The 26,496-nt window shown below is 76.7% G+C and carries 29 protein-coding genes and 1 riboswitch; of the genes, 15 read left to right on the top strand and 14 right to left on the bottom strand.

Annotated elements, in window-relative coordinates:
• Both ACI79C_RS15160 and ACI79C_RS15155 read left to right on the top strand, forming a co-directional pair.
• Positions 1–570 carry a hypothetical protein gene (locus ACI79C_RS15160; protein WP_456946489.1) on the top strand — a complete coding sequence of 190 codons (570 nt, stop codon included), beginning with the start codon at positions 1–3 and terminating at the stop codon, positions 568–570.
• A complete protein-coding gene (locus ACI79C_RS15155; protein ID WP_456946488.1) occupies positions 563–1,258 on the top strand; it encodes a PIG-L deacetylase family protein in 696 nt (231 codons plus the stop codon). The genes ACI79C_RS15160 and ACI79C_RS15155 overlap by 8 nt, the downstream gene beginning before the upstream one ends.
• Here ACI79C_RS15155 and ACI79C_RS15150 read toward each other — a convergent pair.
• Entirely contained in the window at positions 1,227–2,357 is a 1,131-nt protein-coding gene (locus ACI79C_RS15150; protein ID WP_456946487.1) for a cobalamin biosynthesis protein, read from the bottom strand. The genes ACI79C_RS15155 and ACI79C_RS15150 overlap by 32 nt on opposite strands.
• Here ACI79C_RS15150 and def point away from each other — a divergent pair.
• The 3 genes from def to cobM are packed head-to-tail and all read left to right on the top strand — an operon-like array spanning position 2,356 to position 4,864.
• The gene (gene def, locus ACI79C_RS15145; RefSeq protein WP_456946486.1) at positions 2,356–2,913 is read left to right on the top strand and encodes a peptide deformylase; all 558 of its coding nucleotides are present in this window, start codon (positions 2,356–2,358) and stop codon (positions 2,911–2,913) included. The genes ACI79C_RS15150 and def overlap by 2 nt on opposite strands.
• On the top strand, positions 2,910–4,127 hold the full coding sequence (cbiE, locus tag ACI79C_RS15140) for a precorrin-6y C5,15-methyltransferase (decarboxylating) subunit CbiE (RefSeq protein WP_456946485.1): 1,218 nt from the start codon (positions 2,910–2,912) through the stop codon (positions 4,125–4,127). The genes def and cbiE overlap by 4 nt, the downstream gene beginning before the upstream one ends.
• Complete coding sequence (gene cobM / locus ACI79C_RS15135) at positions 4,124–4,864, top strand: precorrin-4 C(11)-methyltransferase (RefSeq protein WP_456946484.1); 741 nt, start codon at positions 4,124–4,126, stop codon at positions 4,862–4,864. The genes cbiE and cobM overlap by 4 nt, the downstream gene beginning before the upstream one ends.
• Before the next feature lie 43 nt (positions 4,865–4,907).
• Here cobM and ACI79C_RS15130 read toward each other — a convergent pair whose 3' ends face one another.
• Entirely contained in the window at positions 4,908–6,002 is a 1,095-nt protein-coding gene (locus tag ACI79C_RS15130) for a cobalt-precorrin-5B (C(1))-methyltransferase (protein ID WP_456946483.1), read from the bottom strand.
• Positions 6,003–6,028: 26 nt separating this feature from the next.
• Between ACI79C_RS15130 and ACI79C_RS15125 the strand changes: the two genes are divergently transcribed.
• Positions 6,029–6,754, top strand: a complete 726-nt coding sequence (locus ACI79C_RS15125) for a cobalt-precorrin-6A reductase (RefSeq protein WP_456946482.1) — start codon at positions 6,029–6,031, stop codon at positions 6,752–6,754.
• Between the two features lie 5 nt (positions 6,755–6,759).
• Here the strand turns inward: ACI79C_RS15125 and ACI79C_RS15120 are convergent, their stop codons facing one another.
• Positions 6,760–7,152: a hypothetical protein gene (locus ACI79C_RS15120; RefSeq protein ID WP_456946481.1), complete on the bottom strand. Its 393-nt coding sequence runs from the start codon at positions 7,150–7,152 to the stop codon at positions 6,760–6,762.
• A 115-nt stretch (positions 7,153–7,267) separates the two neighbouring features.
• Here ACI79C_RS15120 and ACI79C_RS15115 point away from each other — a divergent pair, with 115 nt between their 5' ends.
• Together ACI79C_RS15115 and ACI79C_RS15110 are read left to right on the top strand one after the other, a co-directional pair.
• Positions 7,268–7,918, top strand: a complete 651-nt coding sequence (locus ACI79C_RS15115) for an HAD hydrolase-like protein (RefSeq protein ID WP_456946480.1) — start codon at positions 7,268–7,270, stop codon at positions 7,916–7,918.
• Between the two features lie 65 nt (positions 7,919–7,983).
• Positions 7,984–8,475, top strand: coding sequence for an FBP domain-containing protein (locus ACI79C_RS15110; RefSeq protein ID WP_456946479.1), 492 nt, complete (start codon positions 7,984–7,986; stop codon positions 8,473–8,475).
• 250 nt (positions 8,476–8,725) lie between these two features.
• On the opposite strand, the gene ACI79C_RS15105 is transcribed toward ACI79C_RS15110, so the two are convergent.
• The 6 genes from ACI79C_RS15105 to ACI79C_RS15080 all read right to left on the bottom strand — a co-directional run bounded on the left by ACI79C_RS15105 (position 8,726) and on the right by ACI79C_RS15080 (position 15,397).
• Positions 8,726–9,952, bottom strand: coding sequence for an MFS transporter (locus tag ACI79C_RS15105; RefSeq protein WP_456946478.1), 1,227 nt, complete (start codon positions 9,950–9,952; stop codon positions 8,726–8,728).
• Between the two features lie 60 nt (positions 9,953–10,012).
• Positions 10,013–11,182 carry a pre-mycofactocin synthase MftD gene (mftD, locus tag ACI79C_RS15100; RefSeq protein ID WP_456946477.1) on the bottom strand — a complete coding sequence of 390 codons (1,170 nt, stop codon included), beginning with the start codon at positions 11,180–11,182 and terminating at the stop codon, positions 10,013–10,015.
• Positions 11,183–11,323: 141 nt separating this feature from the next.
• On the bottom strand, positions 11,324–12,832 hold the full coding sequence (locus ACI79C_RS15095; RefSeq protein WP_456946476.1) for a precorrin-2 C(20)-methyltransferase: 1,509 nt from the start codon (positions 12,830–12,832) through the stop codon (positions 11,324–11,326).
• A gap of 56 nt (positions 12,833–12,888) precedes the next feature.
• Positions 12,889–13,509, bottom strand: coding sequence for a precorrin-8X methylmutase (locus ACI79C_RS15090; protein WP_456946475.1), 621 nt, complete (start codon positions 13,507–13,509; stop codon positions 12,889–12,891).
• The gene (gene cobG / locus ACI79C_RS15085) at positions 13,509–14,657 is read right to left on the bottom strand and encodes a precorrin-3B synthase (RefSeq protein ID WP_456946474.1); all 1,149 of its coding nucleotides are present in this window, start codon (positions 14,655–14,657) and stop codon (positions 13,509–13,511) included. The genes ACI79C_RS15090 and cobG overlap by 1 nt, the downstream gene beginning before the upstream one ends.
• A 35-nt stretch (positions 14,658–14,692) precedes the next feature.
• Positions 14,693–15,397: a DUF4383 domain-containing protein gene (locus ACI79C_RS15080; protein WP_456946473.1), complete on the bottom strand. Its 705-nt coding sequence runs from the start codon at positions 15,395–15,397 to the stop codon at positions 14,693–14,695.
• A 117-nt stretch (positions 15,398–15,514) separates the two neighbouring features.
• On the opposite strand from ACI79C_RS15080, the gene ACI79C_RS15075 reads away from it, so the two are divergent.
• From ACI79C_RS15075 to ACI79C_RS15065, 3 genes are all read left to right on the top strand, one after another.
• A complete protein-coding gene (locus ACI79C_RS15075) occupies positions 15,515–15,844 on the top strand; it encodes a tetratricopeptide repeat protein (RefSeq protein ID WP_456946472.1) in 330 nt (109 codons plus the stop codon).
• A 29-nt stretch (positions 15,845–15,873) separates the two neighbouring features.
• Complete coding sequence (gene trxA, locus ACI79C_RS15070; RefSeq protein WP_456946471.1) at positions 15,874–16,329, top strand: thioredoxin; 456 nt, start codon at positions 15,874–15,876, stop codon at positions 16,327–16,329.
• A gap of 107 nt (positions 16,330–16,436) precedes the next feature.
• The gene (locus ACI79C_RS15065; protein ID WP_456946470.1) at positions 16,437–16,817 is read left to right on the top strand and encodes a YunG family protein; all 381 of its coding nucleotides are present in this window, start codon (positions 16,437–16,439) and stop codon (positions 16,815–16,817) included.
• A 2-nt stretch (positions 16,818–16,819) separates the two neighbouring features.
• Here ACI79C_RS15065 and ACI79C_RS15060 read toward each other — a convergent pair whose 3' ends face one another.
• Positions 16,820–17,602, bottom strand: coding sequence for a PIG-L deacetylase family protein (locus ACI79C_RS15060; RefSeq protein WP_456946469.1), 783 nt, complete (start codon positions 17,600–17,602; stop codon positions 16,820–16,822).
• A gap of 106 nt (positions 17,603–17,708) precedes the next feature.
• The gene (locus tag ACI79C_RS15055) at positions 17,709–18,407 is read right to left on the bottom strand and encodes a methyltransferase domain-containing protein (protein WP_456946468.1); all 699 of its coding nucleotides are present in this window, start codon (positions 18,405–18,407) and stop codon (positions 17,709–17,711) included.
• A gap of 41 nt (positions 18,408–18,448) precedes the next feature.
• Positions 18,449–18,516: riboswitch (cobalamin riboswitch) on the top strand.
• Between the two features lie 52 nt (positions 18,517–18,568).
• On the opposite strand from ACI79C_RS15055, the gene cobN reads away from it, so the two are divergent.
• Together cobN and ACI79C_RS15045 are read left to right on the top strand one after the other, a co-directional pair.
• Positions 18,569–22,174, top strand: a complete 3,606-nt coding sequence (gene cobN, locus ACI79C_RS15050; RefSeq protein WP_456946467.1) for a cobaltochelatase subunit CobN — start codon at positions 18,569–18,571, stop codon at positions 22,172–22,174.
• 61 nt (positions 22,175–22,235) lie between these two features.
• Positions 22,236–22,493, top strand: a complete 258-nt coding sequence (locus ACI79C_RS15045; protein WP_456946466.1) for a hypothetical protein — start codon at positions 22,236–22,238, stop codon at positions 22,491–22,493.
• A gap of 66 nt (positions 22,494–22,559) precedes the next feature.
• Here ACI79C_RS15045 and ACI79C_RS15040 read toward each other — a convergent pair whose 3' ends face one another.
• The 3 genes from ACI79C_RS15040 to ACI79C_RS15030 are packed head-to-tail and all read right to left on the bottom strand — an operon-like array spanning position 22,560 to position 24,423.
• Positions 22,560–23,315, bottom strand: a complete 756-nt coding sequence (locus ACI79C_RS15040) for an adenosylcobinamide-GDP ribazoletransferase (protein WP_456946465.1) — start codon at positions 23,313–23,315, stop codon at positions 22,560–22,562.
• Complete coding sequence (cobU, locus tag ACI79C_RS15035) at positions 23,312–23,833, bottom strand: bifunctional adenosylcobinamide kinase/adenosylcobinamide-phosphate guanylyltransferase (protein WP_456946464.1); 522 nt, start codon at positions 23,831–23,833, stop codon at positions 23,312–23,314. Before cobU ends, ACI79C_RS15040 begins: the two co-directional genes overlap by 4 nt.
• A 38-nt stretch (positions 23,834–23,871) precedes the next feature.
• The gene (locus tag ACI79C_RS15030; protein WP_456946463.1) at positions 23,872–24,423 is read right to left on the bottom strand and encodes a histidine phosphatase family protein; all 552 of its coding nucleotides are present in this window, start codon (positions 24,421–24,423) and stop codon (positions 23,872–23,874) included.
• A 141-nt stretch (positions 24,424–24,564) separates the two neighbouring features.
• Between ACI79C_RS15030 and ACI79C_RS15025 the strand changes: the two genes are divergently transcribed.
• Both ACI79C_RS15025 and ACI79C_RS15020 read left to right on the top strand, forming a co-directional pair.
• Complete coding sequence (locus ACI79C_RS15025; protein ID WP_456946462.1) at positions 24,565–25,353, top strand: oxidoreductase; 789 nt, start codon at positions 24,565–24,567, stop codon at positions 25,351–25,353.
• A gap of 138 nt (positions 25,354–25,491) precedes the next feature.
• Complete coding sequence (locus tag ACI79C_RS15020) at positions 25,492–26,460, top strand: aldo/keto reductase (RefSeq protein ID WP_456946461.1); 969 nt, start codon at positions 25,492–25,494, stop codon at positions 26,458–26,460.
• The last annotated feature ends 36 nt before the right edge of the window (positions 26,461–26,496 follow it).

Below are 26,496 nucleotides of genomic sequence, written 5' to 3'. Positions count from 1 at the left end.
ATGGAAGGCACCACATCGAAGGCGCTCACGCGCGCCACCACGCGCATCGCGCGATTGCTGCTGGCCCTGGGGGTGGCCGCCGTGGCGCTGGTCGTCACACCGGGCACCGCCTCCGCGACGGGCGGCGTGACCGGCATCGTGTCCTGCTACACGGACAACCTCGACGGCAGCTACACCGTGGTCGTCGGGTACACGAGCTCCTACCCGGACACCGTGACCCTCCCGCTGGGACCGACGAACCAGGCGTACCCGACGCGGCTGCAGGGCGCGCAGCCGACCGTCTTCAAGCCCGGGACCCACCACGCCGCCTTCACCGTCCAGATCACCAACGCCGACCTGTGGGCCAACGCCCGCTGGGAGCTCGACGGCACCGTGCTGCAGTACAACTCGCTGGTCAGCTACGCCACCGTCTGCCCGAGCTCGACCCAGATGCCGGCCGACGGCAACGGCTCCGGGCCGGTCATCGCGCTGGCCGCCGCCGGGCTGGTCGGCGCCGTCGCCGTGGTCCGCTCCCGCCGGCGTGCTGCCGCGACGACCGAGCCGGCCGCGCCGGAGGTCACCGGTGCGTAAGGTCCTCGCCGTCGGGGCGCACCCCGACGACATCGAGCTGGGCTGCGGCGCGACGCTGCTGGCCCACGCGGCCGCCGGTGACTCGGTCACCATGCTGGTCATGACCGGCGGGGAGAACGGGCCGGGGGACAGCCTCCGGGTCGTCAGCCGCCGGGCCGAGCAGGAGGAGGCCGCCCGGGTGCTGGGCGCCGACCTGCGCTGGGGTGGCCTGACCGACTGCCTGGTGAGCGCGGACGCGGCGACCGTGGGCATCGTCGAGCAGGTGGTCACCGAGCTCGAGGCCGACGTCGTCTACGTGCACGCCCCCGACGACAGCCACCAGGACCACCGGGCCATCGCGGCCGCGACCCTGTCGGCGGCCCGTCGGATGTCCCGGGTCATGCACTACCAGAGCCCGTCGACGCTGACCTTCACGCCGACGGTGTACGTCGACGTGACCGCCTTCCTCTCCGGCAAGCTCACCGCCCTGCGGGCGCACGCCTCGCAGGTGGAGCTGTCCGCGATGGTCGAGCCGGACGCCGTCGTGGCCTCGGCCCGGCACTGGGGTGCCCAGGCCCGCATCGGGTACGCCGAGGCGTTCGCCCCGACGAGGATGGTCCTGGACCTGGTCCCCGCGCCGCGACGGGCCCCGGCCCAGGTGCCGGGGGCCTACCGGCTCACCCCGTCGTTGGCCGCCGCCTTCGGCTGAGCCGCAGGCTCCCTCCCCGCAGCCGCCGCCCGGGCCCGCCCGGCCGGCGGCTGCGTGCCGTCGCCGCCCCGACGGCCGCGGTGAGCCAGACGGCCCGCGAGAGCCGCACGGCCCGCGGGATGTCCCCGGGTACGGGCGCCCGCCCGCTGCCCAGCGTCGGACGGTCCTCCACCCGGGTGCCGTAGACGTTGCGGCCGCCCAGCCGCAGTCCCAGGGCGCCGGCGAGCGCGGCCTCGCAGTGCCCGGCGTTGGGGCTCGGATGGGCGGCCCCGTCGCGGCGCCAGGCGGTCCAGGCGCCGCGCGCCGACCCCCCGACCCACGGGGCGAGGACGACGGTGAGGGCCGCCGTGGTCCGCGCGGGCAGCCAGTTGGCGACGTCGTCCGCGCGGGCGGCGGCCCAGCCGAACCGCGCGTACCGCGGCGAGCGGTGACCGACCATCGCGTCGAGGGTGTTCACCGCCCGGTAGGCCAGCAGGCCGGGCAGCCCGGCGACCGCGCCCCAGAACAGCGGGGCGACGGCGGCGTCGGAGGTGTTCTCGGCGACCGACTCGACCGTGGCCCGGGCGAGTCCGTGCTCGTCGAGGGAGTGGGGGTCCCGGCCGGCGAGGGTGGGCAGCAGCGCGCGGGCGGCGGGCAGGTCCCCGGCGTCCAGCTCCCCGGCCATCGCGGTCGCGGCCCGGCCCAGCGACGTGCCGCCGAGCACCGCCCAGGTGGCCGCGGCCGTGGCGAGGGCGCGCACGGCGGGACGGCCGCGCGTGGCCCGGCCGGCGCTGGCGCCGAGACCGGCCACCGCGACGACCAGCGCGGCGGCATACCCGGCCCCGGCGGCGCGGGAGTCGCGCCAGACCCGGCGCTCCAGCGCCCCGGCGACCCGGCCGAACCCCGCGACGGGGTGGCCGCGCCGCGGATCGGCCAGCAGCAGGTCGGCGGCGGCGCCGAGGGCGAGACCGGCGGCGGTGGGCGTGGTCAGCAGGTCCTCCTGCGGGTGCTCGTGCTCTGCGTGCCGTGCGCAAGCAGAGCACGAGCACGCGCAGGGACACCCGCAGCCCACCGCGGGGGTCACCTGCACGCCGGAGCCGTCCCTAGGATCGGCGTCCATGCGCCTGCCCGGCCGGTACTCCGGCACTGCCCGGCCGATCGTCACCTACGGCAGCGACCCCGTGCTGCACCGCCCGTGCGCGCCGGTCACCGAGTTCGGCAAGGACCTGCGCCGCCTGGTCCTCGACATGTTCGCCTCGATGGAGGCCGCCGACGGCGTGGGCCTCGCGGCCAACCAGATCGGCGTGGACGCGCGGGTCTTCGTCATCGACTGCCCCGACGCGGCCGGGGAGGACGTCGTGGGCTACGTGGTCAACCCCCGGCTGACCGTCCTCGAGCCGCACGAGGGCGAGCCGGCCGAGGAGGTCACCGAGGAGGGCTGCCTGTCCGTGCCCGGGCCCTACGCCGAGCTGCCGCGGGCCTTCCGGGCACGGGTGGACGGCGTCGACGCGGCGGGTGCGCCGGTGTCCATCGAGGCCACCGGGATGGCCGCGCGCTGCCTGCAGCACGAGGTCGACCACCTCGAGGGGACCGTCTATGTCGACCTGCTGCCGGAGGTGCTGCGGGAGCGGCTGCTCGCCGAGGCGGCGGGGCCCGGCGGGGAGCTGCCGGCGTGACCGTGGCGGAGTCGCCGCTGGTCGTCGTCGGCATCGGCGCCGACGGCTGGGACGGGCTCGCGCCCGCGTCCCGCGCGGAGGTGGAGCGCGCCGAGGTGCTGCTGGGCAGCGCTCGCCAGCTCGCCCTCGTCCCGCCCGCGGTGGGCGCGCGGCGGGTGCCCTGGCCCTCGCCGCTGAGCGAGGCGCTGCCGGGGCTGCTGGAGGAGCACGCCGGCCGGGCGGTGGTCGTCCTGGCCAGCGGAGACCCGATGCTGTCGGGCATCGGTACCACGCTGACCCGGCTGCTCGGCTCCGACCGGGTGCGGGTGCTCCCGGCGCCGTCCTCGGTGTCACTGGCGTGTGCCCGCCTGGGCTGGGCGGTGGAGGAGACCGAGGTCGTGACCCTGGTCGGCCGCCCGATCGAGCTGCTGCACCCGCACGTGCAGCCCGGGCGGCGGCTGCTGGTCCTCGGGTCCGACGGCCGGACCCCGGCGCGGATCGCCGAGCTGCTCGCCGCCCGGGGCTACGGCACCAGCCGGCTCACCGTGCTCGGCGGGCTCGGCGGCCCGGAGGAGGAGGTCCGCACCGGGACCGCGGCCACCTGGTCGCAGCCGGCGCCGCCACTGGCGGTCACCGCGGTCGAGTGCCGGGCCGACCGGGGCACCGCGCCGCTGCCGACCACGCCCGGGCTGCCCGACGCCGCGTACGAGCACGACGGGCAGCTCACCAAGTCCGAGGTGCGCGCGATCACCCTGGCCCGCCTCGCCGCCGTGCCCGGGCAGCTGTTGTGGGACGTCGGCGCGGGCGCGGGCTCGATCGGCATCGAGTGGATGCGGGCGCACCCCACCTGCCGGGCCGTCGCCGTCGAGGCCTCCGCCGAGCGGGCCGAGCGGATCGCCCGCAACGCCGCCCGGCTCGGCGTCCCGTACCTGCGGGTCGTGCACGGCGCCGCGCCCGAGGTGCTGGCCCGGCTGGCGGCGCCGGACGCGGTGTTCGTCGGCGGCGGTCTCACCACCCCGGGTGTGCTGGAGGCCTGCTGGGACGCGCTGGTGTCCGGCGGCCGGCTGGTGGCCAACGCGGTGACCGTGGAGAGCGAGGGGGTGCTGGCCGGCTGGCACGCCCGTGCAGGCGGCGAGCTGGTGCGGGTCGCCGTCGCGCGGGCCGAGCCAGTGGGCTCCTTCACCGGCTGGAGGCCCGCGATGCCCGTGACCATCTTCAGCACGGCGAAGCCATGACGGTGCACTTCATCGGGGCCGGGCCGGGAGCGGCCGACCTGGTCACCCTCCGCGCGGCGCGGCTGATCGCCACCGCCCCCGTCTGCCTCTACGCCGGCGCGCTGGTGCCGCGCGAGCTGCTCGACACCGCGCCGCCCGGCGCCCGGCTGGTCGACACCGCCGACCTCGACCTCGACCAGATCACCGCCGAGCTGGTCGCGGCGCACGCGGCCGGCCTCGACGTCGCCCGCCTGCACTCCGGGGACCCGTCGGTCTACAGCGCGATGGCCGAGCAGATGCGCCGCCTGGACGCCGCCGGGGTGCCCTACGAGGTCGTGCCCGGGGTGCCGGCGTTCGCGGCGGCGGCCGCGGCGCTCAAGCGGGAGCTCACCGTGCCGGGGGTGGGGCAGACCGTCGTCCTCACCCGGACGTCGGCCCGGTCCACGCCCATGCCGCCGGGGGAGGAGCTGGCCGCCTACGCCGCCACGGGGGCGACCCTGGTGCTGCACCTGGCGGTGCAGCGGATCGCCGAGCTGGCGCCGCAGCTGGCCGAGCACTACGGCGCCGACGGGCCGGTGGCGGTGGTGGCCCGTGCCAGCCGGGACGACGAGCTGGTGCTGCGGGGCACGCTGACCGACATCGCGCAGCAGGTCGAGGACGCCGGCGTGCGGCGGACGGCGGTCGTCGTCGTCGGCCCGGTGCTCACCGCCGAGCAGTTCCCCGACAGCCACCTCTACTCGGCGACCCGCCCCCGCTGAGCGGAGGAGGACTGTGCGCGTGACGCGGACGAGACCCCTGCGCTCACGCGCGGCCGACCACGGCGCCGGCCCGGTCGACCACCACGACGTCGACCGCGACCGGAGCGCCGCGCAGCACCCCGAGCGCGGTCCTGCGGGCACCGGCGGCCACCAGGTCGCCCAGCGGCAGCCCCGCCGCCTGGCACTGCTGCAGCGCGTGGAGCGCGGTGTTCGCCCGCCGGACGCCCTCGACCAGCTCCGGGGGGCCGCCCGCGTCCCGGATCATCGCCGCCAGCGAATCGGTCGACACCTGGGACCGGCCCGAGTGCAGGTCCAGGTGGCCGTCGGCGAGCTTGGCCAGCTTCCCGATGCCCCCGGCGACGGTCAGCCGCGGCACCGGGTGGCGCCGCAGGTACTTGAGGACGGCGCCGGCGAAGTCCCCCATGTCCAGCAGCGCGTCCTCGGGCAGCCCGTAGAGCTGGGTGACCACCCGCTCGCTGGTGGAGCCGGTGCAGCCGGCCACGTGCTGGTGCCCGGCCGCGCGGGCGACGTCGATGCCCCGCCGGATCGAGTCGATCCACGACGAGCAGGAGTAGGGGACGACGACGCCGGTCGTGCCGAGGATGGACAGGCCGCCGAGGATCCCCAGCCGCGGGTTCCAGGTCCTGCGGGCCAGCTCCTCGCCGTTCTCCACCGAGACCTCGACGACGACGTCCCCGCTGCCGCCGTGCCGGGCCGCGACCGCCGCCACGTGCTCGCGGATGAACTGCCGCGGCATCGGGTTGATCGCCGGCTCGCCGACCGGCAGCGGCAGGCCCGGCTTGGTGACCGTGCCGACGCCGGGCCCGGCGCGGAAGAGCGCGCCGCTGCCGGGCTCGCCGTGGGTGACGCGCACCGACACCAGGGCGCCGTGGGTGACGTCGGGGTCGTCGCCGGCGTCCTTGACCACGCCGGCGCAGGCCTCGACGCCCGGCGACAGCGACTCGGTGGCCAGCGCGAACGTGGGGTGCCGGTCGTTCGGCAGGTCGATGCCCACCGGGTCGGGGAACTCGCCGGTGAGCAGCGCGGTGTAGGCAGCCGTGGTCGCGGCGGTCGCGCAGGCGCCCGTCGTCCAGCCGGAGCGCAGCCCCGAGGTGCGCTCCCGCCCGGCCTCCGTCACCGCCTCAGCATGCACGGGCGGCGGACGTGACCGGCCGGGTGCTGGTGCTCGGCGGTACGGGGGAGGCCCGGCGGCTGGCCGAGCGGCTGGTCGCCGAGGGCGTCGACGTGCTCAGCTCGCTGGCCGGCCGGGTCGCCGACCCGGTGCTGCCGCCCGGGGAGGTCCGCATCGGCGGGTTCGGGGGCGCCGAGGGCCTGGCCGCGGCGCTGGACGAGGTCGCCGCGCTGGTCGACGCCACCCACCCCTTCGCGGCCACGATGACCGCGCACGCCGCAGCGGCCGCGGCCGCGACGGGGACGGCGCTGCTGCGGCTGCAGCGGCCCGGCTGGACGGCCGGGCCCGGGGACGACTGGCGCTGGGTGGACTCGCTGGAGCAGGCCGCGGAGAGCGTGGCCGGGGCCGGGTCGGTGTTCGTCACCACCGGCCGGCGGGGGCTGGCCGCCTTCGCCGGACTGCGCGGCTCCTGCCTGGTGCGCGCGGTCGACCCACCCGCGCCGCCGCTGCCGGCACGGACGACCGTGGTGCTCGCCCGGGGGCCGTTCACCGTGGAGGAGGAGCTCGCGCTGATGCGCGAGCACGCCGTCGAGGTCGTCGTCACCAAGGACAGCGGGGGCGGGATGACCGCCGCCAAGCTCACCGCGGCGAGGGAGCTGCGGCTGCCGGTGGTCGTCGTCCGCCGGCCACCGGTGCCGCCCGGCGTGCCCGTCGTGGCCACCGTGGAGGAGGCGCTGGCCTGGCTGCACGCCCGGTGAGGGCGCTAGCTGCTCGCCGGCCAGAACGCCCAGGCCGTCGTCCACACGATGCCGATGGACACCAGCAGGGCGACCGGGACGTGCGCGGCGATCTGCCCGGAGCTGCCGAGCCAGGCCTGGAGGAAGGTGAGCAGGAAGGTCGCGCCGCTCAGCGCGGCCGGCCACCACACGCCGGTGCGCCGCCCGTGCAGTCCGGTGGCCAGCAGGAGGAGGCCGGTGGACACGTGCAGGGCGATCGCCCCCGCGCCGTGCCCGCCACCGCCGGTGCCGCCGGTCATCAACTGTCCGGCGGAGAAGAACTGCCAGAGCAGCACGATCACCGACAGCGCGGCGGCTGCCTGCACCGGCCGGATCGTGGACGTGGGCGCTGCGACGGTGGTGTCACGGGTCCGGGTCATCGGGTCCTCCGGTGCGGGGTCGAGGAGAAGTGTTTGAAGATTGGAGCACCATCGGCAGGGCGGCGCCAGAGCCCGGGACCGGACGATCACTCCCCGAAGCGGGGGGAAGCGACCGGTGACCCGCCTGGTCCTCTTCGACCTCGACGGCACCCTCGTCGACTCCTCGCCGGGGATCCACGCGTCGGTGCGGGTGGCCGCCGCCGCGCTGGGCCTGCCCGACCCCACGCCCGAGCAGCTGCGGGCGATGGTCGGCCCGCCCCTGCAGGACGGGTTCGCGCTCGTGCTCGGCGTCCCGCCGGCCGACGTCCCGCGTGCGGTGGCCGCCTACCGCGCGCACCACGCCGCGGGTGCGCTGCTCGACGTGACCGTCCACGACGGCATCCCCGAGCTGCTCGCCGCGCTGCGGGCCCGCGGCGCCACGCTGGCGGTGGCCACCAGCAAGCCGGAGACCTTCGCCGTCCGCGTTCTCCGGCACACCGGCCTGCTGGACGCCTTCGCCGGTGTGCACGGAGCCACCCTCGACGGCGCCGTCCGGCACAAGGACCAGGTCGTGGCCGCGGCGCTGGCCGCCCACCCCGGAGGGCGCGACCCGGTGCTGGTCGGGGACCGCGCCCACGACGTCCTCGGCGCCGCGGCGCACGGGCTGCCGTGCATCGGCGCCGGCTGGGGGCCGGCCGAGGACGGCGAGCTGGAGGCGGCCGGCGCGGCCGTGGTGGTGGCCACCCCGGCGGAGGTGCTGACGGCGCTGGGCCGGAAAATGGGCTGACCCGCCGGCCGTTCTCCCGCAGGATGTCCGCCGGCAGTCGGACGGTGAACGAGGGAGGACGCACGGTGAACGCGCTGACCGAGAAGCAGGTACGGCGCTCGTTCGTCAACTGCTCGCGCGGGGAGGCCGGCGGCCTGACCCTGCCGCCGGGCTTCGGCGAGGTCGACTGGGCCGAGCTGGAGGTGCTCGGCTGGCGGGACCCCAAGGCGCCGCTGCGCGGCTACCTGGTCCTCGAGGTCGACGAGGAGCCGCTGGGCATCGCGGTCCGTGCCGCCGAGAGCAGGATGTCCAGCCGGACGGCGGCCATGTGCCTGCTGTGCCAGACGGCGCAGCCCGGGGACGGCGTCTCGCTGTTCACCGCGCGGCGGGAGGGCGAGGCCGGGCGCAACGGCAACACCGTCGGCACCTACATGTGCGCGGACCTCGCCTGCTCGCACCGGGTCCGGACCGACATCCCGCCGTGGCTGCAGGACCGCGACCCGGCCGAGGTGGTGGCCGAGCGGGCCGCGGAGCTGCACGAGCGGGTGCGCGCGTTCGTCGCCGCCGTCCGCCGCTGACCCGGTCGTCGGTCGACGGGCCGGGCCGGCCCCGTCCAGGGCCCACCCCGAGCCTGCGAGGGCTGGGGAGGACGGGGTCCTTCCTCACGCGGCGTCCGTGGCGTGACTCCGCGCCGCGGTCCGCTCCTCGCTCGCTGGCGCTCGCTGCGATGCTCCCGCGGCCGTCGTCACGCGGCGTCCGTGGCGTGACTCCGCGCCGCGGTCCGCTCCTCGCTCGCTGGCGCTCGCTGCGATGCTCCCGCGGCCGTCGTCACGCGGCGACCGGCTCGGCCTGCTCCACCGGCTCGGCCCGCCGCAGGGTGCGCCGCCGGCGCAGCAGGCCGGCCACCGCGACCAGCGCCAGCGCGATCACCGCGACGCCGTAGACCTCCGCGGTCGGCTGCAGGCCGACCTCGCCGGCGGCCAGCCCGGCGACGACCGCCGGCACGCTGAAGCCCAGGTAGCCGACGACGAAGATGCTGGCGAACAGCCCCGCCCGCTGGCCCGGGGCGACGCCGGCGGTGACCGTGGCGACCGCGCCGAGGAACGCCGACCCGAAGCCGAAGCCCGACACCGCGGCGGCGACGAAGAACAGCGCCACGCTGCCGGTGAGCAGCGAGACGATCGTGCCCGCGACGCCGGCGGCGAACACCAGGCAGCCCACGAGCATCGCCGTGTGCGGCGCCGCGGCGCGCATGCCCACGCCGCCGACGGCGCCCATGCCCTGCATCGCCAGGATCAGCAGGCTGCCCACGAGGTGGTCCTCGATGCCGAAGACGCCGGCCGTGAGGGAGGGGCCGAGGGAGAGGTAGAGGCCGCCCAGCGCCCACATCGCCACCAGGCAGGGCAGCGCGACGAGGAAGGCCCCCCGCTGCGCGCGGGGCACGTGCACCTGCGGCCGGAGCGAGGCCAGCGCGCCCGGCAGCCGCGGCGAGGACTCCGGCAACAGCAGGGCCACCCCGGCGGCGAGGACGAAAAGCGTGGTGAGCGTGCCGAACACCCAGTCCGTGGGTGCGGGGACGAACTCCACCGCCAGGCCCGCGCCCACGGCACCGAGCGCCAGGGCGAATCCGGGGGAGGCGCTGTTGACCAGGGCGCCCAGTGGGCGGTCGGTGCGCTGCAGGTCCAGCAGGGTCGCGCCGAGGGCGCCGGTCAGGGCGCCCACGGACAGGCCCTGCACGACCCGGGCGGCCAGCAGCCAGCCGACGCCGTCCGCCGCGAGGAACAGCACGCTGGCGACCACCTGGAGGAGCAGGCCGGCGGCGATCACCGGACGGCGCCCGACGTGGTCCGACAGCGCGCCGACCACCAGCAGGGCGAGCAGCAGGGCGATCGCGTAGATGCCGAAGACCGTGGTGAGGACGCCGGGGGAGAACCCGAAGCGCTCCTGGTAGACGCGGTAGAGCGGGGAGGGCACCCCTGAGGCGGCGAGCACCAGCACCAGCAGCGTCGCGACCGACCAGAACGCGGTCCTCGGGGGCAGGCGGCGGGAGGGCACGACAACGAGCAAGCCCTCCCGCCGCGACCGCATTCCCCGGCCGGCGGCGGGTCGCCCCGGTCAGCGCCGCTCGAAGCCCGGCGGCAGGACGACGTCGTCGCGGGTGAGGTCGTGCACCGAGGACCGGCCCAGGCCCAGCAGCGCCTCGTCGATGCCCTGCCGGATGATCGACAGCACGTTCTGCACGCCGCGCTCGCCGTTCGCGGCCATGCCCCACAGGTAGGCGCGGCCGATCATCACGGCCTTGGCGCCCAGGGCCATCGCCTTGACCACGTCGGCGCCGCGCCGCACGCCGCCGTCCATGAGCACCTCGACCCGGTCGCCGACGGCGTCGACGATCGCCGGCAGGGAGCGGATCGCGCCGGGGGTGCTGTCGAGGTTGTTGCCGCCGTGCGTGGAGACCGAGATCGCGCTCACACCGGCGTCCACCGCGCGGCGGGCGTCGTCGACCCGCGTGACGCCCTTGAGCATGAACGGCCCGCCCCACTGCTCACGCAGCCAGGCGACGTCCTCCCACGTCGGGAGGGGGGTGCCCATCCACTCGCCGTACGCGCCGAAGAAGTTCGGCGGCTCCTGGTCGCCCAGGGCCAGGTTCGGCACGCGCAGCTCGGGGATCGAGCCGGTGCGCAGGTAGGTGGCCAGCCAGCGCGGCTTGCGCAGCACCTCGGGGGCGAACGCGACCGCGTTCCTCAGGTCGATCTTCTCCGGGATCGGCGGGCTGCCCCAGTCGCGGCGCGAGGCGAACGACCAGTCCAGGGTCATGATCAGGCCCTTGGCGCCGGCGGCGCGGGCCCGCTCGGCGCGGGCGAGGATCGTCTCCCGCGAGCCCACCCAGTACATCTGGAAGAACAGCTTGTCGTTGGCGGCGCCCACCTCCTCGACCGGCTTGCTGGCGAAGGAGGACAGGCCCATCGCGACGTCCTCGGACTTGGCGGCCCGGGCCACGGCGACCTCCCCGTCGGGGTGGACCGCCTGTACGCCGGTGGGCGAGATGAGCACCGGCATGGAGACCTGCTGGCCCATGACCGTGGTCGCCGTCTCCCGCTTGGCGGAGAGGCCCGCCACGTGCGGGCGCCAGGTGATCTCGTCGAAGGCGGCGACGTTGTCGCTGGCCGTCAGGCCCTTCTCGGTGCCGGCGACCAGCGCGAGGTAGACCGACCGCGGCAGCCGCTTCCTCGCGCGGTGCTGGGCCTCCTCGACGGTCTCGAACCAGTCCTTGGTGCTCGCCATGGGTCCCTCCGCGGTCGACAGCCGGGTGGCGGGACCGGATTCCGGTGACGCCCGCCACGTCCCGCGACATGGTGCCAGGGGTGGCACTGAGTGTCACGGGGCTCGTGCCAGGTCCCGCCCCGGGGACGGGAGGGTCTCGCCCTACCCCAGGTGGGACGGGTGCGAGCGGGGGCTGTAGACGGCGCCGGTCGGGCTGACCCGGGTCTGCGAGGAGCCCACGAGCACCAGGCAGCGCATGTCGACCGTCTCCGGGTCGAGCGCGCCGAGCGTGGTGACCGTGACCCGCTCCTCGGGCCCGCCGACGTCCCGGCCCACGACGACGACCGTGTCCGGGTCCCGGACCTCCAGCAGGACCTCCCGCGCGAGGCCCAGCTGCGCGGGGCGGGCCTTCGACCGGGGGTTGTAGAGGGCGATGACCAGGTCGGCGGCGGCGGCGTGGCGCAGCCGGTCGACGACGACGTCCCAGGGCTTGCGGACGTCGGAGAGGCTCAGGACGGCGAAGTCGTGACCCAGCGGGGCGCCCACCCGGGCGGCGACGGCCTGGGCGGCGGTCAGCCCCGGCAGCACCCGCACCGGGACACCGGCGAACTCCGGCCGCGCCGCCACCTCGAGGACGGCCGCGGCCATCGCGAAGACGCCCGGGTCGCCGCTGGAGACGACGGCCACGCGCCGTCCGCCCCTCGCCAGCTCCAGGGCGTGCGCCGCCCGCTCGGCCTCCACCCGGTTGTCGCTGGGGTACCGGGTCTGCCGCGGGTTGACCGGCACGCGGTCCAGGTAGGGCCCGTAGCCCACCAGGTCGTCCGCGGCGGCGAGCGCCTCGGCCGCCTCGGGCGTGGTCCACGAACGCCGGCCCGGACCCAGCCCGACCACGACCACCTCGCCGGTGCGGGGGGCGGACTCGTCGTGCTGCTCGGGCCCCGGCACCGGCCCGGTCAGCGGGCTGGGCAGGAGGGCGAGGGAGAAGTACGGGACCGTCGCCGGGTCGACGTCGGCCAGCGGCAGACAGCGCTGGCGGTCGGTGGTCGCCCGCTCGACGTACAGCGCGCGGTCGAGGACGCCGGAGCGGTCGAACGCCTCCCGCACCTGCGGGAAGGTGCGGCCCAGCTTGAGGACCGCGGCCGAGTCGGTGGTGGCCAGCTCCTCGGCCAGGCGTTCGGCGCCGAGGGTCCCCGGCAGCACGGTCAGGACCTCGTCGCGCTCGACCAGCGGCCGACCGACCGCCGCGGCGGCTCCGCTCACGCTGGTCACGCCGGGCACGACCTCGGTGGGGTAGCGGTGCGCGAGCCGCTTGTGCATGTGCATGTAGGAGCCGTAGAAGAACGGGTCCCCCTCGGCCAGGACGACGACGTCGCGCCCGGCGTCCAGGTGGGCGGCGAGCCGGGCCGCGGCCGCCTCGTAGAACTCGTCGATCGCACCCTGGTAGCCCCCGGGGTGGTCGGTGGTCTCGGTGGTGACCGGGTAGACCAGCAGCTCCTCGACCTGCCCCTCGCGCAGGTAGGGCGCGGCGACGGCGCGGGCGACCGACCGGCCGTGCTGGGCGGCGTGGAAGGCGACCACGTCGGCGGCGGTGATGAGCCGGGCGGCCTTGACGGTGACCAGCTCGGGGTCGCCCGGGCCGAGCCCCACCCCGTACAGACGGCCGGTGCTCACTCGATGCCCCCCGCTCCTCGCTCGTGCCTCGCTCACGGGCTCCCGCCCCTGCCCGCTCACTCGGCCTCGCTCGCGATCGCGTTGACCGCGGCGGCGGTGATCGCGCTGCCCCCGCGACGGCCGCGGACGACGAGGAACTCCAGGTCGCTCGCCGCCAGGGCCTCCTTGGACTCCGCGGCGCCGATGAACCCGACCGGGACGCCGACGACCGCGGCCGGACGGGGCGCCCCGGCGGCGACCATCTCCAGCAGGTGGAACAGCGCGGTGGGCGCGTTGCCGATGGCCACGACCGCGCCGTCCAGCCGGTCGCGCCAGAGCTCGAGCGCCGCGGCCGTGCGGGTGGTGCCCAGCTCCGCGGCGAGGCCGGGGGTGCGCGGGTCGTCCAGCGTGCAGACCACGTCGTTGTCCGCGGGCAGCCGGCGGCGGGTGATGCCGGAGGCCACCATCTGCGCGTCGCAGAGCACCGGGGCGCCGGCGTCGAGCGCCGCCCGGGCCCGCGCGACGACGCCGGGGGAGAAGGCGAGGTCCTCGACGAGGTCGACCTGCCCGCAGGCGTGGATCATCCGCACCGCCACTCGGGCGACGTCCCCGGGCAGGCCGGCCAGGTCGGCCTCGGCGCGGATCGTCGCGAACGAGCGCCGGTAGATCTCGGCGCCGTCCTTCACGTACTCGAACATCACGCCTTCCCGATCCGGTACCCGGTCCCCGTCGCCACCACGTCCACGACCGTCCCCTGCGGGCGGCCGCAGCGGCGCTCGCACCCGGCCCAGTGCTGCCGCGCACCACCTCCGGGCAGGACGCCGGTCGCGACGGCGTGCGCCGCGTCGGCCCGGACGTCGGCCCGGCTCTTCGCGCACCCCGGCCGTCCGGCGCAGGCGGTGACCCGCAGCCAGGCGCTGTCCGGGTCGAGCACCAGCCCGGCGGCGGTGAGCACGGGCGCGGCGGCGTCGTCGGGGAGGTCGGGCAGGACGACGCTGCGCCACGGGGTGAGCTGCAGGTCGCGGGCGACACCGGACACCAGCGCGGCCTGGTCGGCGGTCAGCCGGCCCAGCGGGACGACGGCGACCAGCGCCACGCGCCCGTCGTCCTGCCGCACGGGTCCCGCCGGGACCGAGCCCCCGGAGCCGGGCTCGGCGCGGCCCGCGGACCCACCCAGGCGGGCGGCGACGCGGGCGGGGCCGTCGTCGAGCTCGGCCAGCCGCCAGGCCGGGGAGCCCTGCGCGGCGCGCTCGTCGAGGAAGGCCCGCGTGGCGGCGAGGGCGAGCGCCACCGCGTCGTCGGGGGCCACCCGCAGGCCGGTGTCGGCGCCGGCGAGGGTGAGGGCGACGGTGCCGGGGCACAGGGCGCGCAGGCCGACGTCCCCACCGAGACCGGCGACGTCGCCGCGGCCGTCGTCGACGGTCAGCAGGAACCGGCCCGGCAGGGCGGCGAACGCCGGATCCGCGCACAGGCCGGCGTCGAGTGCGGCCACCCACGGCCGGACGTCGAGCCGCCCGCCGGCCCGACCGGTGAGCGCGCTGGCCAGCACGTTGCGCACCCGCTCGTGCGTGGCGCTGGGCAACAGCCCGGCGGCGGCGAGCCGGTCGCCGAGCGCGGCCTCCGTGCCCGGCGCCAGGCCGCGCAGCTGCACGTTGCCGCGGCTGGTCAGCTCCAGGGCGCCGTCCCCGAGGTCGTGCGCCGCGCCGGCGAGGACCCGCAGCTGGGCCGCGGTGAGCAGCCCCCCGGGCACCCGCACGCGCGCCAACGCCCCGTCGGCCGCGGCGTGGGTCTGCAGCGCGCCGGGGCAGGCGTCACCGCGGAGGCGGGCGGCGGGGATGGCGGTCATGGCGCTGGCGAGATTACGTCCCGCCCGCGCCGGCGCTATCGGCGCAGCTCGCGCCCGCTGTCGTCGAAGGACATCCACACCCGCCGGCGGTCGGCCCGCGAATGCACCCGGGCCATCGCCTCGACCCGGCGTCGCTGGTCCTCGGTGGCGACGTGCTGGACGACGGCGACCTCGGCGTCGCGCATCGCCCGCTCGGCGGCGACCTCCGCCGGCGTGGACGGGAGGTCCTCGTCGTACTCCTCCTCGACCGCCCGCGGGTGCGCGTACGGGCTGTCGTCGGGCAGGTGCCCACCGATCCGGCCGTAGGCACCGAGCACCAGCAGCAGCAGGCCGACGACGACGGAGAAGGCGACGTTCTCGAACTCGAACGCCAGGAAGTTGAACGAGGTGCGCAGCACCGCCAGGTTCACCAGGGCGGAGAGCAGGAACAGCGCGCCGATGACGATCATCACGGTCGAGGCGGTGCGGGGGCTGCGCGCGGCGGCCACCAGGAGCACGAGCGCCACGACGACCGAGATGGTCGACAGCAGGCCGTTGGACGACAGGCCGAGGACGCGTTCACCCTCGGTCGAGAAGAAGTCCAGGCGGTCGGCGAAGCCGAGCAGGCCGAAGACCAGGAGGAACAGCGCCACCAGGACGGCGCCGATGCGCTGGACCATGAACACACGGGCGCCCAGGTGCCTCTCCTCGGCGGTGGGCTGCGGTGTCGTGCGGTGCGGGAGGTGCAGACGACGTGCCATGACGACTCCCCTGAGGAGTGGGACGGTGCCCATTGTTCGCCTCCCGGACGGTTCCGGGATGCGGTCGGCCCGGGGAATCCGGGGAAGGCGGGGACGCTCCGCACCGTTGCACCGGACATGACCCGGCCGTTCGAGATCGACCTGCACTCGGAGTTCCTCCGCGCGGACCTGTTCCTCGCGATGGGGCAGCCGATCGAGGCGGCGAAGGTGCTCGCGGCCGTCGTCGAGGCCGAGCCGGGCAACCAGGCGGCCCTCGAGCTGCTCGCCCGCGCCTACTTCGGCTCGGCGCAGCTCGGTCGCGCCGAGGAGACGCTGTCCCGGCTGGTCGCGCTCGCCCCGGCCAACGGGTGGGCGCGCCGGGCCCTCGCCCGCACGCTGGAGCGGCAGAGCCGTCCCGGCGAGGCGGTGGCGCACCACCGGGTGGCCGACGCGCTCGGCGCCGACTGAAGCCCGGGCCCGACGAGGGAGGAGCAGCCGTGACCAGCAGCCGGATCACCACCTGCGGGGTCTGCGGGCGCCGCAACCGCGTGCCCGCGGCCGCGGCGGGCACCCCCCGGTGCGGGCAGTGCCGCACGCCTCTGCCCTGGGTGGCCGACGCCGGGGACGAGGACTTCGCGGAGGTGGCCGAGCGGTCCCCGGTCCCCGTGCTCGTCGACCTGTGGGCGACGTGGTGCGGACCGTGCCGCGCGGTCAGTCCCGTCCTCGAGCGGCTGGCCGCGGCCTCGGCCGGCCGGGTGAAGCTGGTGAGGGTCGACGTCGACCGCGCACCGCGGTTGGCCCGGCGGTTCGCCGTCCAGGCCGTGCCCACGCTGCTCGTCCTGGACCGGGGTGAGGTCCTGGCCCGCCAGGCCGGCGCCGCACCGGAGCCGGCGCTGCGCGCCTGGCTCGACGAGGCCCTCGCCTCGCGCACCGGCGGCTCCGGGCGTCCCTGACCGGCGGGGGCGCTGACCGCACCCCTCATCGGCCGCGCTGCGCGGCCCAGGGGCGATGCCGGACGCGCCGGCCGGGTGCTGTCGGTCCCGCCTGGCAGCCTGTGCCCGTGCCCACCCTGGACGACGTCGCCGCGGCGGTGCGCGCGGCCTGGTGCATCGAGACCTGCGACGACGTGGACGTGCCGGACTGGACGCCGGAGAACCCCGCCCGCGGCCAGTGCGGCGCCACCGCCCTGACGGTGCACGACCTGCTCGGCGGGGAGCTGTTGCTGGCCGACGTGCGCCGGCCGGACGGCTCGCTGCAGGGCGTGCACTGGTGGAACCGGCTGCCCGACGGGACCGAGGTCGACCTCACCCGCGAGCAGTTCGCGGCCCTCGAGGTCGTGCAGGCCCCGCGGGTCGTCGAGCGCCCGCCGGGCCCGCCGCGCCGCTGCGCCGGGCAGTACCGGCGGCTGCGGGAGGACGTGTCCGCCGCTCTGACGGGCTGACCTCAGCCGACCCGCTCGGCGGCCGCCCGCATCGCCTCCCGGGCGATCGCCGGCGGCGCGGCGAAGTCGAAGGCCCGGAACAGCACGGCGTGCTCCACCCCCAGCGCCGGGCCCTGCAGCGCGGTGATCCCCGGGATCATCACGCGGGGCGGCGGGTGGCCCGGGATCCCCGCCAGGTACTGGCCGTGGGCCTCCAGCGAGGCCACGCCGCGTTCCAGCGGCTCGCCGGTCACGTCGACGCCGTGGGTCGGGCGGGGGTCGCCGCTCACGAGCAGCCAGCGCACCGCGACCGGCTCGAGCCCCTCGTCGAGCAGGTCGGGGAAGACCCACCGGTTGCCGGCGTCCCGCAGCGCGTCCAGCGCCGCGAGCCCGGCGACCCGGTGGTCGGCCTGGTTGAGCCCGGCGACGAACTCGACGTCCCACGACCCCACGAGCAGGGCGTCGGGCCGGTACCCGCGGATCACCCGCGCGATGTCCCGGCGCAGCCCCAGGCCGTACTCCAGCACGCCGTCGGGGTGGTCGAGGAACCGGACGTCGGTCACGCCGACCACGTCGGCCGCCGCCACCTGCTCCGCCGTCCGCAGCCGCGCGGTCTCCTCGGGCCGGAGCGCGTCCATGCCCGCCTCGCCCCGGGTGAGGAGCAGGTAGGCGACGTCGATCCCGCGCGCGGTCCAGGCCGCGACGGCCGAGGACGTGCCGTACTCCACGTCGTCGGGGTGGGCGACGACGCACAGCACGCGGGAGAACGCGTCGGCGGGGAACGGCGCCACCGGGGGCGGACCCATGCGCGGCAGGCTAGGGCCGCGGAGCGGTCGCCGGCCCCCGACCGCTCCGGCCCCTCCCGGGTGCCGGAGCGTCGCCACCCGCAGGAGCCGGACAGGTGGACGCGGGTCAGCCCCGGGTCAGCCGCAGCAGGGAGCGGGCGCCGCGCTGGAACTCGTAGCCGACGTCCTGGACCTCCGCTGCCACCCCCGCCGCGGCGAGGTCGGCGACGAGCCCGTCGAGCAGGCCCGGCAGCGGCCGGCCCGCCTGGTCGACCAGCGGGTACACCCGCACCTGGCCGCGGCTGACCCGGACCAGCTCCAGGGCCGCCGCCCGGTGGAAGGCGCGGTCGAGCCGGTCGGCGTAGGTGAACAGCAGGTGGGAGGAGAGGACGAGGTCGAACGCGCCGTCGCGGAAGGGCAGCGCGGGCAGGGCCGCGCAGACGTAGCGGCCGGGGGTCGCGGCGCGGTCGGCGGTGAAGGCCCGTGCCGCCTCCGCGCGCAGCCGGGCGTGGCCGGCCGGGTCGCCGTGGAAGTCCCAGACGTAGCGGTCGGCGTGCGCCTGCGCCCAGGCCCGACCGCGCTCCAGCTCGCCGGCCAGCCGCGCCCCGAGCGCGGCCGGCGGGGTGGCGTACACCGGGTCGACGGCGACCGCGTCGGTCCCGCGCGCCCGGGCGACCGCGGTGAAGCCCGCGCCGCCGCCGGGGCAGTCCAGGACGCGGCCGGCGAGGTCGGCGTCGGTGAGGCCGAACATGGCCCGGTACTCCTCGAACGACCGGGCGCTGACCAGGTACTCCCCGATGCTCAGGTCGCCGACGGGCTCGCGCACCGCCGGACGGTAGCGTCTGCCCACCTGACGCGGCAGTCGACGAGGAAGCCGGTGCGAACCCGGCGCGGTCCCGCCACTGTGTGCCCGGTCCCGGGCGAGCCAGACACTCCGGCTGCCGTGACCGACGACCCGGGGCGCGGACCCCGAGTGAGGACCTGCCCGTGTTCACGCTGCTCTCCACCAGCGACACCGACCTGCTCTCCGCCCGCGCGAGCGGCGCGCCGTGGCGGCTGGGCAACCCCGCCCGGCTGGACGCCGACGGGGTCGCCGCGCTGGTCGAGGGCGCGCAGCTGGTCGTCGTCCGGCTGCTGGGGGTGCGGCGGCAGTTCGAGGAGCTGCTGGCGCCGCTGCTGGCCGGGCCGGCGCCGGTCGTCGTCCTCGGCGGGGAGCTGCTGCCCGACGCCGAGCTGATGGAGCTGTCCACCGTCCCGATGGGCGTGGCGACCGAGGCGCACGGCTACCTCGCGCAGGGCGGGCCGGGCAACCTGGTCCAGCTGCACCGGTTCCTCTCCGACACGGTGCTGCTGACGGGGGAGGGGTTCGAGCCGCCGGCGGTCGCGCCGGACTGGGGTGTGCTGGAGCGGGAGAGCCGGGGGAGCGGCCCGACGATCGCCGTCCTCTACTACCGGGCGCACCACCTGGCCGGGAACACCGCCTTCGTCGAGGCACTGTGCACCGCGGTCGAGGACGCCGGTGGCCGTCCGCTGCCGGTGTTCGTCAGCTCGCTGCGCGGCGTGCCCGACGACCTGCTCCAGCTGCTCCGGACCGCCGACGCGCTGGTGGTCACCGTGCTGGCCGCCGGTGGGTCGAGGCCCGCGACCGCGCAGGCCGGCGGGGACGACGGCGCCTGGGACGTCGGCGCGCTGGCCTCGTTGGACGTGCCGGTGCTGCAGGGGCTGTGCCTGACCCGCTCCCGCGAGGAGTGGTTGGCCGACGACGACGGGCTCTCGCCGCTGGACGTCGGCAACCAGGTCGCGATCCCGGAGTTCGACGGCCGGCTGGTCAGCGTGCCGTTCTCCTTCAAGGAGACCGACGCCGACGGGCTGACCAACTACGTCGCCGACCCCGAGCGCGCCGCGCGGGTGGCCGGGACGGCGGTCGCGCACGCGCGCCTGCGGTCGGTGCCGCCCGCCGAACGGCGGATCGTCGTGATGCTGTCGGCCTACCCCACCAAGCACGCGCGGATCGGCAACGCCGTCGGGCTCGACACCCCGGCGTCGCTCGTCCGGCTGCTGGCGGCGATGCAGGGGGCCGGCTACGACCTCGGCCCCTTCGACGGGCCCGCCGCCCTGCCCGGCGTCGCCGACCTGGACGGCGACGCGCTGGTGCACGCGCTGATCGCCGCGGGCGGCCAGGACGCCGACTGGCTCACCGAGGAGCAGCTGTCGGGCAACCCGGTCCGCATCCCGGCCGCCGACTACCGCGCCTTCTTCGACACGCTCCCGGACGACCTGCGCGCGGCGATGGTCGAGCACTGGGGCCAGCCGCCGGGCTCGCTGTTCGTGGACCGGGACGAGATCGTCTTCGCCGCGCTGCGCGCCGGGAACGTCGTGGTGATGGTCCAGCCGCCGCGCGGCTTCGGGGAGAACCCGATCGCCATCTACCACGACCCGGACCTGCCGCCGTCCCACCACTACCTGGCCGCCTACTGGTGGCTGCGTTCGGTGTTCGGCGCGCACGCCCTGGTGCACGTCGGCAAGCACGGCAACCTGGAGTGGCTGCCCGGCAAGACGGTCGGGCTGTCGGCCTCCTGCGCGCCGGACGCCGCGATCGGGGACCTGCCGCTGGTCTACCCGTTCCTGGTCAACGACCCGGGCGAGGGCTCGCAGGCCAAGCGGCGGGCGCACGCCACGCTGGTCGACCACATGGTCCCGCCGATGGCCCGCGCGGAGTCCTACGGCGACATCGCCCGGCTGGAGCAGCTGCTCGACGAGCACGCCAACGTCGCGGCGATGGACCCGGCGAAGCTGCCGGCGGTGCGCGCGCAGATCTGGACGCTGCTCCAGGCGGCCAAGCTCGATCACGACCTCGGGCTGGCGGAGCGGCCGGAGGACGACCACTTCGACGAGATGATCCTGCACGTCGACGGCTGGCTCTGTGAGATCAAGGACTCGCAGATCCGCGACGGCCTGCACGTGCTCGGCGTGCCCCCGACCGGCTCCGACCGCGTGGACCTCGTGCTGGCGATGCTCCGCGCCCGGCAGGTCTGGGGCGGCGCGGTGGCCCTGCCGGGGCTGCGGGAGGCGCTGGGGCTGGCCGAGGGCGCGTCCCGGGCCGACACCGACGCCGTCGAGTCCCTCGCCGCCGCGCTGGTTTCGGGCATGGAGGAGGCCGGCTGGACGGCGTCGGCGGTGCCCTCGGTGGCGGCCGCCGTCCTCGGGGCGCCGGCCGAGCCGGTCGAGGCGGTGCTCCGGTTCGCCGTCGACGAGGTCGTCCCGCGGCTGGAGCGGACCACCGACGAGATGGACGCCGTCCTGCACGCGCTCGACGGCGGGTACGTGCCGGCCGGCCCGTCCGGGTCGCCGCTGCGCGGGCTGGTCAACGTGCTGCCGACCGGGCGGAACTTCTACTCGGTGGACCCGCGGGCGATCCCGTCGCGGCTGGCCTGGGAGACCGGGCAGGCGATGGCCGAGTCGCTGGTCGAGCGCTACCGCGCCGACACCGGGTCCTGGCCGCGCTCGGTGGGCCTGTCGGTGTGGGGCACCTCGGCGATGCGCACCTCCGGGGACGACGTCGCCGAGGTGCTCGCGCTGCTCGGCGTCCGGCCGCTCTGGGACGACGCGTCGCGGCGGGTGACCGGTCTCGAGCCGATCCCGCTGGAGGAGCTCGGCCGGCCGCGGATCGACGTCACGGTGCGCATCTCGGGCTTCTTCCGGGACGCCTTCCCGCACGTGGTGACCATGCTGGACGACGCGGTGACGCTGGTGGCAGGGCTCGACGAGGCGGCGTCGGAGAACCACGTGCGCGCCCACGTCGACGCGGACGTCGCCGCCCACGGCGACCGACGGCGGGCCACGACGCGGGTGTTCGGCTCCAAGCCGGGCGCCTACGGGGCCGGGCTGCTGCCGCTCATCGACAGCCGCGACTGGCGCGGGGACGCCGACCTCGCCGAGGTCTACGCGGTGTGGGGCGGCTACGCCTACGGGCGCGGGCTGGACGGCGTGGCGGCCCGGCCGGACATGGAGTCGGCCTACCGGCGGATCGCGGTGGCGGCGAAGAACGTCGACACCCGCGAGCACGACATCGCCGACTCCGACGACTACTTCCAGTACCACGGTGGGATGGTGGCGACCGTCCGGGCGCTGACCGGCCGGGCGCCGGCCGCCTACATCGGGGACTCGACCCGGCCGGAGTCGGTGCGCACCCGCTCGCTGACCGAGGAGACCGCCCGTGTGTTCCGCGCGCGGGTGGTCAACCCGAAGTGGCTGGAGGCCATGCGCCGGCACGGCTACAAGGGCGCCTTCGAGCTGGCCGCCACGGTCGACTACCTGTTCGGCTACGACGCCACCACCGGCGTGGTGGCCGACTGGATGTACGAGAAGCTCACCGAGACCTACGTGCTCGACCCGCAGAACCGGGAGTTCCTCGAGCGGTCCAACCCGTGGGCCCTGCACGGCATCGCCGAGCGGCTGCTGGAGGCGGTCGACCGGCAGATGTGGAGCGCCCCGGACCCCGCGCTGCTGGCCGCGCTGCAGCAGGCCTACCTCGACACGGAGGGCGACCTCGAGGGCGGCGAGACCCCGGCCCAGCAGGGCGCCGGAGGCTGACTCCCGGCCCGGACCTGCCCACTCCGTGCATCGACCGGGCCCGGCGGGGTACCCAACGGGCATGAGCATCCTCGGACGACTGATGGGCACCGCTGAGAACACCGCGCGCTCCGCGACCCGCGGGGGTCGCGCCACCGGACGGGGGATGGCACGGTCGACCGGCCGCGGCATGTCGACCGGCCGCGGGATGGGGCGTGGGACGGCGGCGAGCGGCCGTGGCATGGGCCGGAAGACGATGTCCACCGGCCGGGGCCGGCCGACGACGGCCGCCTCCGGTGGCCTGAGCCGGCTGATGGGCGGCCTGCTCCACCGGCACTGAGGGAGGGCCCCCTTCCGCCCCACCTCCTCGCACACTCGGGGCGGTGCCCCGGGAGGGGGCCTCGTCTCAGGCCAGGGCCGCGGCCACCAGGAGGGTGACCGCGGCCGACGTCTCGCCCATGGCCCCCATGACGTCGCCGGTGACGCCGCCCAGCCGGGCGCGCGCCCGGCGCAGCAGGACCTCGGCCGCGGCCAGGCCCGCCGCCGCGCTCGCGGCGAGCTGACCGGCTCGGGCGAGGTCACCGCGTACGGCGACGACCAGCAGCACCGCGGTCGCGAGGACGCACGCGGCCAGCCACCCCCGTGACACCGTGCCCGCGACCGCCCGCCCGAGCGAGGAGCCCTCGGCCATGGGGACGCCGGGCAGCCCGGTGCGGGCCATCGCCACGCGGGCGGTGACGACCGCCGTCCAGAGGGCCGCCCAGCCGGCGTCCCCGGTCAGGAGGGCCGTGGCGCACGCGACCTGCAGCAGGACGGTCAGCACCAGCGTGACCACGCCGAACGGGCCGACGTCGCCCTGGTGCATGACCTGCAGGGCCCGCTCGCGGCCCCGCAGCGGCCCGAGCCCGTCGGCGGTGTCGGCCAGCCCGTCGAGGTGCAGGCCGCGGGTCAGCACGGCCAGGACGGCGACGCCCAGCACGGCGCCGACGAGCGGTGACACCAGCCGCGTGCCGGCCACCGCGACGCCGGTCGCCACGCCGCCGAGCACCAGCCCGACCAGCGGAGCCCAGGGGAGGACGCCGCGGGTGGAGGCCGCCGCGCGGGCCGGGACCCGCAGGACGGTGAGCAGCGCGGCGGACTCCAGAGGGCCGGTCCACCTCATCGCAACTGCAGGGGGATGCCGGCGACCACGAACCAGACCTCGTCGGCGGTGCCGGCCAGCCGCTGGTTGACCGCGCCGAGGGTGTCGCGGAACAGCCGGCCCGACCGGGTCTCCGGGACCACCCCGAGCCCCACCTCGTCGGAGACGGCCACCACGTGGGCGGGGCTCATGGCCCAGGCGTTGACGAGGGCGTCGCAGCGCTCGGCGACCCGGGCCGCCGCGCCCGGGTCGTCGGTCCACACGCCCGTCTCGTCCATGAGCGCGGCGACCCAGGTGGTGACGCTGTCGACCAAGACCGTGCCGCGGCGCAGCAGGTCGCTGGGGGCCGTCGTCTCCACGGTCGTCCACGTGGCCGGACGGCGGGCCCGGTGGGCGGCCACGCGGGCGGCCCACTCGGCGTCGTCCTGCACGGGGGGAGAGGTGGCCAGGTAGGTGACGGCGTCCGCGCCGGCCACCAGGTGCTCCGCGTGCGCGGACTTCCCGGACCGGGAGCCGCCCAGCACGAGCACCTTGCTCACCGGACGGCGCTCACCGGACGGCGCTCACCGGGCGGCGCTCACAGCACGAGCTCCAGCCTCGTGATCGTGCCGTTGTGCGGTGTCACGACCGGCATCGCGTCCGCGCCCAGCCCGGCAGCGACCGCCTGGGCGGCCCGGATCGTGTCGCCGTGCGTGACCAGCCCGATCACCGCGGCGGGCGGTTCGGCGCACAGGTGCTTGAGGTAGGCGGCCACCCGACCGTGCAGCTCGGCCAGGCTCTCGCCGCCCTCGGCCGCCCAGTGCGGATCGCTCCAGTCGACGACGTCCCACAGCTCCCGCGACGGGCGCCCCTCGAGCACCCCGTAGCCCTGCTCGCGCAGCGCCGGCGTGGTGGTGAACGGCAGACCGGTCGCGGCGGCACAGTGCTCGGCGGTCTGCACGGCCCGGCGCAGGTCGCTGGACACCAGCGCACCGGGGCGCAGCCCCGCCAGTTCCCGCGCGGCCCGGGACGCCTGGGCGTGCCCCAGCTCGGTGAGCGGCACGGAGGCGGTCTGGCCCTGCATCAGGCCCGCGGCGTTCCACGCGCTCTGCCCGTGGCGGACGAGGAGGAGGGTCAGCGGCTGGGCCATGGTGGGGTGGAGCGTAGCCAGGGGCGCGCCGGTCACCGTCGCCTCCCTCGTACCGTCGATGCGGCGGGCGCGCGGGCCGGCGCGCCCGTGCCCCCAGCACCGTTGGTCACGAGACCGACGAGCGTTCGCCAGGAGGATCTCGTGACCATCCCCGTCCGCCCCAGCGCTGCCCGCTCCGCTCCCCGCTCGAGCGGCCCGGACCCGCTGGCCCCCCTCCTCGAGCTGCCCGGCGTGCGGGACGCCGCCGACGCCGCCCGCGCCGGCATCGACCGGCTGCTGCGCCATCGGCTCATGCGCAACCGGTCGGCCGAGGTCAGCACCGAGTCGGCGCTGCGCGGCGCCCGCGCCTCGGCCGCGCTCGAGGGGGTCGACGTCCCGCTGGCCGACCTGCGCGCCGGTTCGGTGCAGGACCCGGTCGTGCAGGGGGCGCTGCGCACGTCGGTGGCCCTGGGATCCATGGTGGAGACCTGGTCGCGGGCGCCCGGCCAGGTGCTGGCCCGGTTGCACGTGCTCGCCGCGGCCGACCTCGCCGACCGGGCGGACCTCGGCCGGCCCGCGGCCCACGCCGGCCCCCGGCTCAGCGGACTGTTCTCCCTGGTGACCGGGGAGACCACCGTGCCCGCCGTGCTCGTGGCGGCGCTGGTCCACGGCGAGCTGGCCGCCCTCACGCCCTTCGGGACGGCCGACGGCATCGTGGCGCGGGCGGCCGCCCGGCTGACCGGCATCGCGCGGGGCCTGGACCCCAAGGCGGTGTCGGTGCCCGAGGTCGGCTTCGTGGAGCTGGGGCGGGAGGAGCACGTCCACGCACTGGCCGGATACGCCTCGGGCGGACCCGAGGGCGTGGCGACGTGGCTGGTGCACTGCTGCCGGGCCACCGAGCACGGGGCGCTGGAGGGGCTGGCGATCGCCGAGGCCATCCTGCGCGGCTGACCCCGGGCCGTTCCCGGGCCGCCGTTCCCGGGCCGCCGTTCCCGGGCCGCCGTTCCCGGGCCACCGTTCTCGGGCCGCCGTTCTCGGGCCGCCCTCCTCGGGACAGCCGGTCCGACCCGGGGCAGGCACACTGGCGACGTGCGGACTCTCGACGTCGACGGGCTCGGAGCGGTCAGCCGGGTCGGCCTGGGCACCTGGCAGTTCGGCTCGCGCGAGTGGGGGTACGGCGACGCCTACGCGTCCGGGGAGGCGGGCCGGATCGTCCGGCGGGCACGGGAGCTGGGCATCACGCTCTTCGACACCGCCGAGGTCTACGGCTTCGGTCGCAGCGAGCGGATCCTCGGGGACGCCCTGGGCGCCGAGCGCGCCGGCGTGGTGGTCGCGACCAAGGTCTTCCCGGTCGCCCCGTTCCCGCCCGTGGTCCGGAACCGCCTCGCCGGCAGCGCCCGCCGGCTCGGCCTGCACCGGGTCCCGCTCTACCAGGTCCACCAGCCCAACCCGCTGGTGCCGGACTCGGTGATCATGCCGGGGATGCGCGACCTGCTCGACGCCGGTCGCATCGGCGCCGTCGGAGTCTCCAACTACTCCCTTCAGCGCTGGCAGGCGGCCGACGCCGCGCTGGGCCGGCCGGTGGTCAGCAACCAGGTGCACTTCTCGCTCGCCGTGCCCGGCCCGCTGGAGGACCTGGTGCCCTTCGCCGAGCGCGAGAACCGGATGGTCATGGCCTACAGCCCGCTGGCCCAGGGACTGCTCGGTGGGCGGTACACCGTGGACCACCGGCCGGGTGGTGTGCGGGCGGCCAACCCACTGTTCGGCACGGAGAACCTCCGACGGGCCGAGCCGCTGCTCGGCGTCCTCCGCGAGGTCGCCGCGGCGCACGACGTCACGCCGGCCCAGGTCGCCCTCGCCTGGTTGATCTCCCTGCCGCGGGTCGTGGTGATCCCGGGGGCGTCGAGCGTCGCCCAGGTCGAGGCCAACGCCGCTGCCGCGGAGATCGCGCTGCGCCCGGACGAGCAGTCGGCGCTCACCACGGCGGCGCGGGCCTTCCGGCCCGTGTCGGCGGTGCGGACCCTGGTGGACCGCGTGCGGGAGCACCTCCCGATCTGAGTCCTCGGGTCAGGGCCCCCTGCAGGGGTCGGCCGC

The organism is Geodermatophilus sp. SYSU D00697 (assembly GCF_054050175.1).
This window is presented reverse-complemented; position numbering and strand designations above follow the sequence as displayed.

Bases quoted from the DNA above. Each gene is read 5' to 3' on its own strand.
- cobM (WP_456946484.1), top strand. From the start codon at position 4,124: ATGACGGTGCACTTCATCGGGGCCGGGCCGGGAGCGGCCGACCTGGTC.
- ACI79C_RS15045 (WP_456946466.1), top strand. From the start codon at position 22,236: ATGAGCATCCTCGGACGACTGATGGGCACCGCTGAGAACACCGCGCGC.
- ACI79C_RS15150 (WP_456946487.1), bottom strand. From the start codon at position 2,357: ATGGACGCCGATCCTAGGGACGGCTCCGGCGTGCAGGTGACCCCCGCG.
- cobG (WP_456946474.1), bottom strand. From the start codon at position 14,657: ATGACCGCCATCCCCGCCGCCCGCCTCCGCGGTGACGCCTGCCCCGGC.
- def (WP_456946486.1), top strand. From the start codon at position 2,356: ATGCGCCTGCCCGGCCGGTACTCCGGCACTGCCCGGCCGATCGTCACC.
- ACI79C_RS15090 (WP_456946475.1), bottom strand. From the start codon at position 13,509: ATGTTCGAGTACGTGAAGGACGGCGCCGAGATCTACCGGCGCTCGTTC.
- ACI79C_RS15080 (WP_456946473.1), bottom strand. From the start codon at position 15,397: ATGGCACGTCGTCTGCACCTCCCGCACCGCACGACACCGCAGCCCACC.
- ACI79C_RS15060 (WP_456946469.1), bottom strand. From the start codon at position 17,602: ATGGGTCCGCCCCCGGTGGCGCCGTTCCCCGCCGACGCGTTCTCCCGC.
- ACI79C_RS15075 (WP_456946472.1), top strand. From the start codon at position 15,515: ATGACCCGGCCGTTCGAGATCGACCTGCACTCGGAGTTCCTCCGCGCG.
- ACI79C_RS15030 (WP_456946463.1), bottom strand. From the start codon at position 24,423: ATGGCCCAGCCGCTGACCCTCCTCCTCGTCCGCCACGGGCAGAGCGCG.
- ACI79C_RS15160 (WP_456946489.1), top strand. From the start codon at position 1: ATGGAAGGCACCACATCGAAGGCGCTCACGCGCGCCACCACGCGCATC.
- ACI79C_RS15040 (WP_456946465.1), bottom strand. From the start codon at position 23,315: ATGAGGTGGACCGGCCCTCTGGAGTCCGCCGCGCTGCTCACCGTCCTG.
- mftD (WP_456946477.1), bottom strand. From the start codon at position 11,182: ATGGCGAGCACCAAGGACTGGTTCGAGACCGTCGAGGAGGCCCAGCAC.
- ACI79C_RS15120 (WP_456946481.1), bottom strand. From the start codon at position 7,152: ATGACCCGGACCCGTGACACCACCGTCGCAGCGCCCACGTCCACGATC.